Source organism: Kingella kingae ATCC 23330 (genome assembly GCF_900111845.1).
In the GTDB taxonomy this organism is placed as follows: domain Bacteria; phylum Pseudomonadota; class Gammaproteobacteria; order Burkholderiales; family Neisseriaceae; genus Kingella; species Kingella kingae.
On the sequence record NZ_FOJK01000004.1, the window covers coordinates 92,001 to 98,428 of the forward strand.

Consider the following 6,428-nt stretch of genomic DNA (forward strand, 5'->3'; position numbering starts at 1 on the left):
CGCCTACGCCTATTTGGACAAAAAAAACCAAAGTCAAAACGTGGAGAATAATCCGTCATGACCCCTATGCAATATGCCGCCATTCAAGCCCTAGCAGGCGCGTGTGCCTTATCCATTCTCTTTTTTGACAAACGTGGCAGAGCGCACAAGCCCATTTTTGCCTATTTAGCCTATTTCACATTTCTACAAATGATGTCGCTCGTCCTTGCTGCTCATTTCAAACTCAACGAACTACTGGAATGGCTGCTCATATTCACACTCGCCCTGCAAACAGGTAGCGTCCTATTAGCAGGCGGCAACATTGGCAAAATTCACGCCAGTTTTCAGCTTTCCCAATTTTGCAGGCTGCTTCGTCGCTTGCAATTTAATCAACAAAAGAAAGAACAACATCATGACTCAAAAAGCATTTGATATTTTTATAGAACGCATCTTGTCGCACGAAGGCGGCTACGTAAACCACCCACGCGACCCAGGTGGCGAAACCAACTGGGGCATTACCAAAGCCACCGCCCAAGCCAATGGCTACACAGGCAGCATGCGCAGTATGTCGCGCAACGATGCGATTGCCATCTATCGCCGCGCCTATTGGGAAAACAGCCAAGCCAGCCAAATGCCTGCTGCTATCGCTTTCCAATATTTTGATGCCTGCGTCAATCACGGCATTCAAAACGCCAGCAAAATCCTACAACGCGCCGCCAAAGTGGCAGACGATGGCATCATCGGCAAACAAACCTTGGCAGCCATCAAAAAAGCAAACCAAGCCGAATTGGTCAGCCGCTTTCATGCCGAACGCCTAGCGTTTTATACCCATATCGCCACGTTCAGCACCTTTGGCAAAGGCTGGGTACGCCGCGTTACCCAAAACATTCAGCACGGCGTGGACGACTTAAACACCCAATGGACAGCGGACAGCCTAGCATGATAAACAAACTTGCCACCTATGCCCTGTGTGTTGCAGCCATTGTCAATATCCCATTGCTTGCCCTTGCCGCTTGGCAGCACACGCAAAACAAACACCCGCACCAACAAGTTGCCCAAAGCCAACAGCAAGCCCAAAACGCCCAAGCAACCATAGCGCAAATGCAGCAAAACCAAATCCAGCTGCAAAATCAGCTCAACCAATGGCAGCAAGCCGCCGCCCAAAGCCGCCAGCAGCTAGACATCGCCCTGCAACAAAACCCACAATGGGCAAGCCAACCTCTGCCCAGCCACATCAAGAAAGCCCTGCAACCATGAACAAAGCCATTATCGCCACCGTCCTTTTGGCAGCCTGCACTAATCAACGTCATTAGCTGCCCAGCCGTTCCCGAATGCGTACGACCCAACATCGCCTTGGCTACCAATGCTGATTTAGTCCGCGCCTATCAAGCCGCCGACCACGCTTTTCAACAATGCAAAATCGCACGCGATACACTCGCCGCGTGTGTCAAGAAAGAATTCCATGTCCCAAATGATTGACCGCGCCTGCGACCTAGAAGAACGACACCGCGCCGCAGCATTAGCACGCTGGTCGGCAACCCAAACCCCACGCGCCAACCAATCCGCGCACGAATGCCACGCCTGTGGCGAGCCAATCCCAGAAGCCCGAAGAGCCGCCGTCAAAGGCTGCACCCACTGCATTACCTGTCAAGAGAAAATAGAAAAATATGGAAAAGCCTAAATCCCTACGCACCGCCCTAGAAACCGCCCTGCCCGAATTGCGCGACAACCCCGACAAACTCCATCTCTACATTACCAACGGACAAGTAGAAGCCCACAAAGGCACGCTTGGATACACCGACCACTACACGCTCACGCTACTAATTACCGATTTTGTCGGCAATATAGACGTGTTAAAAGTCGCCATTATCAACTGGCTGCAAACCAACCAGCCAGATATTTTGGGGCAAGGCTCGGTTATCCCGAATGCGTTTACCTTTGAGGCAGATTTAAACGGACACAGCAGCGCAGATTTGCTGATTGAACTCAAACTCAACGAGCGCACCACCGCCTTGATTGACGAACACAACAACGTCCACATCACACACCCAGCCGAACCACAACGCGATACCGATTTAGCCACCACATTAGGGCTATAAACCATGAACGCACTAGATATTTACCTAGATAATCTCAACACCTTAACCCAACGCTTGTCGCCACAAGAAAGCAAAAAAATGATGCGCAAAATTGGTGCAAAAATTCGCCAAAACAACCGCGAGCGCATTATTGCCAATTTGCAGCCTGACGGTAGCCCCATGCGTCGCAGAAAAGACAGTGATAAAGATTATTTGGAAGGTTATCGTAAATTACGCAGAAACGAAGAATTGAAAGTTGGGCGAATGTTTATTTACGATGGCCCAGAAATGAGACAGCGTAATATCGGCCAATTGCGTGAAATGCTCACCATTAAACGCCCTGAACACGATAAAAAATACGGCTTTCCTTATCGTTTTCACAAGGGCGGTGGCTACTATCAACGCAGTTCCTATGATTCAGATTATGTTCAAGGTTTTGCTTTATCGCGTGGCGGTTCATTAGGACAAGACGGCGTTTCAAAATTTAACCGTAAATTCATTTACGTTCCCGATAAGAGCGGCAAAAAGCGCATACATGAAAAACTCATGTTCCGCAAAATCAACCAATTCAAATACCTCAAACTCAAAGCCACATCACACGAAGCCGCCATCGGCTTTTTAAGCGGCTTAACCGCCTACATCGCCCACGCCCACCAATACGGCGAAGGCAACCGCCCACAGCGCAAATTGTTAGGTTTTTCCGATGACGATTTGCAGATTGTGGAAACCGTGTTGCGGCAATATTTCGCAACAGCTTGACGTCCTTCCCTTTGTTCACGGAAGGAAGGACGTCAATGAACGCGCTAGAACGCTTGGAGAGCAATCGCAGACCGAGCAGCAAGTGCAGCAGCGCAAACAAAGTCTCGGTTGGAGCATGAAATGAAAATATTGAAAAAGTAAAACAAATGTTTTATTATTTGATTACTTTTAAATATTTAAGGAATTAAACATGAGCGCAATAAATTTTAATATCCGTATGGATAAAAGTTTGAAAGAACGCGCATTTCCAGTCATTGAGAGCTACGGATTAACGCCAGCACAAGCAGTCAAACTGTTTTTTAATCAGATTGCTACTACCCAAACCATTCCCATTTCATTTGAACACAACGTAAACCGCATTCCTAATGCAATCACACGTAAAGCGATTGAAGATGCGGAATCCGAATTTGAGACAGCCAAACGCTATAAAACCGTTGAAGAAGCTATTGCAGCAATGCAGGAATTGGCGAAATGAGCAGAGAAATTATTTTTCAAGGGCAGTTTAAGCGAGATGTGAAAAAGCAGTTTTTAGAGCTTGCGACAGTGGAATGGGCAGAAGTTTTAACTTGTTTGGTAAATGATTTGCCGCTTGCTGAAAAATATCGCGACCATGCGCTTGTGAATGACAAAAACGGATACAGAGACTGCCATATCAAGCCTGATTTGGTTTTAATTTACGGCAGGAAAGAAAACGCCTTGATACTTGTTCGGTTAGGTTCTCATTCCGAGATATTTGGCTAAATCTGATAGAAAAAGCAGCCTGCAACCTTTCGGCAATCCCGAAGCGTTACAGGCTGCTTTTATCTTTGCCGTTAAACCGCGCTTTTAACCACTCTCACGCCACAACGCTCAAACAACCGCTTGCATAATTACACCATTTAACACGCGCAATCATCGCCATGCAAGCCGAACACAATCGCCAAATCGCCAACTTAATCAAACAAGGCAACATCGCCCAAGTTAATCCGTCCGAATGCCGCGTGCGCGTGGCTTTGGGCGAATTAACAAGCGATTGGTTGCCCTATTTTGTGCCGTGTGCAGGCGGCGTGTCGGTTCATCGTCCGCCCAGCGTGGGCGAAAACTGTATTGTCATCAGCCCCAGCGGCGAAACCGCTAATGGCTTGGTTTTGTGCGGCTTAATGTCCACCGCCTTTCCCAGCCCAGCTCAATCTGCCGATGAAACCGTCATCACTTTTCCCGATGGCGCACGTTTTGAATACAACCACGCCGCAAGCAGCCTGCACATTTCGGGCATTCAAACCGCAACCGTCCAAGCCAGCCAAGCCATCACATTTGACACACCGCAAGCCACGTTCACAGGCAAGCTAACCGTAGAAAATTTGCTCACTTATTTGTCGGGCATGGCAGGCAGCAATGGCACAGGCGGCAGCACCACCATTTCGGGCGACCTGCAACATATTGGCGGCGCATTGTCCAGCAACGGCGTGGTGTTGCATAGCCACACCCACACAGGCGACAGCGGTGGCACAACAGGAGCACCGCAATGATGAACGCACAAACAGGGCGCATGATGTCGCTTGCCGAGCATGTGCAGCAATCTATCCACAATATTTTGTTCACACGTATTGGCACACGCATTCAACGCGAACCCTATGGCAGCCTGCTCCCCGAGTTGCTTGATACGCCGCTCAGCGAAGCGACGTTGCTGCGCTGCAATGCCGCTGTGATTATGGCAATCGCCAAATGGGAGCCGCGTTTTGAAATTGAGCAAGCCCAAATCCAAGCCGTGCGCAACCAAGAACGCATCAATGTCCAAATTCAGTTGCGCGGACGTTTGGGCAAACAAGCCCTAAATTTTGTTGTGAAGGTGCCAGCATGAAAGAAATTGATTTAAGCCAGTTGCCACCGCCCAAAGTCATAGAAGAATTCACGTTTGAAGCCATTTTTGCCAGCAAAAAAGCGCGGCTCATTGAACTTTGTCCCAACCACATCAAAGACGTGGTTGCCGCCACATTGGAGCTAGAAAGCGAGCCGCTCACTATTGATTTGCAGCAACAAGCATACAGCGAAATGTTATTGCGCCAACGCATCAACGAAGCCACGCTTGCCACATTTTTAGCCTTTGCCACAGGCAACGATTTAGACCACATTGCCGCCAGTCGCAATATGTCGCGCAAAATCATTCAAGCCGCCAACCCATATGCCAATCCGCCCATCGCCCAAATCAACGAAAGCGACAGCAGTTTAAGACGCAGAGTGCAGCTTTATCCCGAAAAACTAGCCGCCGCTGGCCCGCGCTTGGCATACATCGCCCACGCACTAGACTTGGACGATGTTGCCGATGCCTATGCCGTGCAGCCACGCGCAGGCGATGTGTTGGTGTACATTCAATCGCACAGCAACGCAGGCATTGCCAGTCCAGAATTGCTCGCCCATGTGCAGCAATATTTGTCTGCCGAAGACAAACGCCCCTTGTGCGATAGCGTTACCGTGCAAGCTGCCACCGCCAAACCCATTACCCTGCGCTATGCCACGCGCTACCAGAGTCAGTTAGGCAAAACCAGCGTGCAGCAAGCCCAACAAACCGCCCTGCAACAACTCATTGCCGAACATAGCGGCTTGGGCGCACAACTTGCCTTATCCAAAATCATTGGTGCATTAGACGTAGTGGGTGCAGAAAAAGTCATTTTGCACGAACCACAACACGACGTGATATGCCAAAGCGGCGAATTTATCCGAATCGTCAGCATAGAAAGCAGCGAATTAACATGACCGACAGCTTAATCCCCAGCAACAACAGCCCCTTGCAACACACGCTATCCCAATTAAGCAGCCAGCAAATCGCCCAAATAGATTGGCGCGTCATCACACAAAACCACAGCAGCCTGCACTGCTCTGCCGAATTTCTACCTTTTTTGGCATGGGAAAACAGCATCTCCGATGCAGAAGGCTGGATATTTGCCGAAAGCGAAACCGCACAACGACAAATCATTCAAAACTACATTGCCAAACATCAACACAAAGGCACGCCAGCCATGATTCGCCAGTTGTTCCGCGATTTGCAGCTAGGCGAAATAGAAATCATCGAACGCGCAAGCGAGCAGCAATACAACGGCAACATCTCTTTTAATGGCAAGCACTATTTTGGCGGCAACGATGGCGATTGGGCAACTTATGGCGTGGTGCTATCGCGTGTTATCAGCATAGAACAAGGCGAGCAAATCAAGCAAATCCTAGCCGAAATCGCCCCATTGCGGTGCAGGCTGCTTTATTTAGATTTTCGCAGCAATCCCATTTTGTGGAATGGCGAAATCGCTTTTGACGGCAGCTATTCATTCGGCAGTATTTAAAATCCAGAAAGGCAATCATGACTCAATTAAACTTACAAGCCCAATGGCGCGGTGCCATTGAGCAAATTGAAACAGGCGACCGCGTGCTCGGTGGCGCAAACGGCAAAATCAATCAAATTTTTACCGCATTGGGCGATCGAACCGAATACCTAAAACTCAAACTAGAAAGCGATGCCACCACTATCACAGCAGGAGCAGGTTTAACTGGCGGTGGCGTGTTACGCGACAATCAAACTTTGTCATTGGGTAAACCGTCCAAAATCACAGCAACCACAACCAATTTAGCCGTTAGCAATACGCA

Annotated in this window: 13 protein-coding genes and 1 pseudogene; all 14 read left to right on the forward strand. The window is 49.1% G+C overall.

All coding sequences use genetic code 11. From position 1 onward, the window contains the following. Positions 1 to 57: 57 nt before the first annotated feature. On the forward strand, positions 58 to 411 hold the full coding sequence (locus BQ5809_RS01460; RefSeq protein ID WP_003785632.1) for a phage holin family protein: 354 nt from the start codon (positions 58 to 60) through the stop codon (positions 409 to 411). After that, positions 392 to 922: a glycoside hydrolase family 108 protein gene (locus BQ5809_RS01465; protein ID WP_003785633.1), complete on the forward strand. Its 531-nt coding sequence runs from the start codon at positions 392 to 394 to the stop codon at positions 920 to 922. The genes BQ5809_RS01460 and BQ5809_RS01465 overlap by 20 nt, the downstream gene beginning before the upstream one ends. Further along, complete coding sequence (locus tag BQ5809_RS01470; protein WP_003785634.1) at positions 919 to 1,236, forward strand: hypothetical protein; 318 nt, start codon at positions 919 to 921, stop codon at positions 1,234 to 1,236. The genes BQ5809_RS01465 and BQ5809_RS01470 overlap by 4 nt, the downstream gene beginning before the upstream one ends. A gap of 96 nt (positions 1,237 to 1,332) precedes the next feature. Further along, positions 1,333 to 1,458, forward strand: coding sequence for a hypothetical protein (locus BQ5809_RS11505; RefSeq protein ID WP_407928316.1), 126 nt, complete (start codon positions 1,333 to 1,335; stop codon positions 1,456 to 1,458). Continuing rightward, complete coding sequence (locus BQ5809_RS01475) at positions 1,442 to 1,660, forward strand: TraR/DksA C4-type zinc finger protein (protein WP_003785635.1); 219 nt, start codon at positions 1,442 to 1,444, stop codon at positions 1,658 to 1,660. The genes BQ5809_RS11505 and BQ5809_RS01475 overlap by 17 nt, the downstream gene beginning before the upstream one ends. After that, positions 1,647 to 2,078, forward strand: a complete 432-nt coding sequence (locus BQ5809_RS01480) for a phage tail protein (RefSeq protein WP_003785636.1) — start codon at positions 1,647 to 1,649, stop codon at positions 2,076 to 2,078. The genes BQ5809_RS01475 and BQ5809_RS01480 overlap by 14 nt, the downstream gene beginning before the upstream one ends. 3 nt (positions 2,079 to 2,081) lie before the next feature. Beyond that, on the forward strand, positions 2,082 to 2,816 hold the full coding sequence (locus BQ5809_RS01485; RefSeq protein WP_003785637.1) for a phage virion morphogenesis family protein: 735 nt from the start codon (positions 2,082 to 2,084) through the stop codon (positions 2,814 to 2,816). A 190-nt stretch (positions 2,817 to 3,006) separates the two neighbouring features. Then, on the forward strand, positions 3,007 to 3,291 hold the full coding sequence (locus BQ5809_RS01490; RefSeq protein WP_003785638.1) for a type II toxin-antitoxin system RelB/DinJ family antitoxin: 285 nt from the start codon (positions 3,007 to 3,009) through the stop codon (positions 3,289 to 3,291). Then, on the forward strand, positions 3,288 to 3,557 hold the full coding sequence (locus tag BQ5809_RS01495) for a type II toxin-antitoxin system YafQ family toxin (protein WP_003785639.1): 270 nt from the start codon (positions 3,288 to 3,290) through the stop codon (positions 3,555 to 3,557). The genes BQ5809_RS01490 and BQ5809_RS01495 overlap by 4 nt, the downstream gene beginning before the upstream one ends. Before the next feature lie 158 nt (positions 3,558 to 3,715). Continuing rightward, entirely contained in the window at positions 3,716 to 4,324 is a 609-nt protein-coding gene (locus BQ5809_RS01500) for a phage baseplate assembly protein V (RefSeq protein ID WP_003785640.1), read from the forward strand. Next, positions 4,321 to 4,656, forward strand: coding sequence for a GPW/gp25 family protein (locus tag BQ5809_RS01505; protein ID WP_003785641.1), 336 nt, complete (start codon positions 4,321 to 4,323; stop codon positions 4,654 to 4,656). Before BQ5809_RS01500 ends, BQ5809_RS01505 begins: the two co-directional genes overlap by 4 nt. Then, positions 4,653 to 5,549, forward strand: a complete 897-nt coding sequence (locus tag BQ5809_RS01510) for a baseplate assembly protein (protein WP_003785643.1) — start codon at positions 4,653 to 4,655, stop codon at positions 5,547 to 5,549. Before BQ5809_RS01505 ends, BQ5809_RS01510 begins: the two co-directional genes overlap by 4 nt. Further along, positions 5,546 to 6,127 carry a phage tail protein I gene (locus tag BQ5809_RS01515; protein WP_003785645.1) on the forward strand — a complete coding sequence of 194 codons (582 nt, stop codon included), beginning with the start codon at positions 5,546 to 5,548 and terminating at the stop codon, positions 6,125 to 6,127. The genes BQ5809_RS01510 and BQ5809_RS01515 overlap by 4 nt, the downstream gene beginning before the upstream one ends. Positions 6,128 to 6,144: 17 nt before the next feature. Next, positions 6,145 to 6,428: pseudogene (locus tag BQ5809_RS01520) on the forward strand (tail fiber protein); the annotation flags it as partial.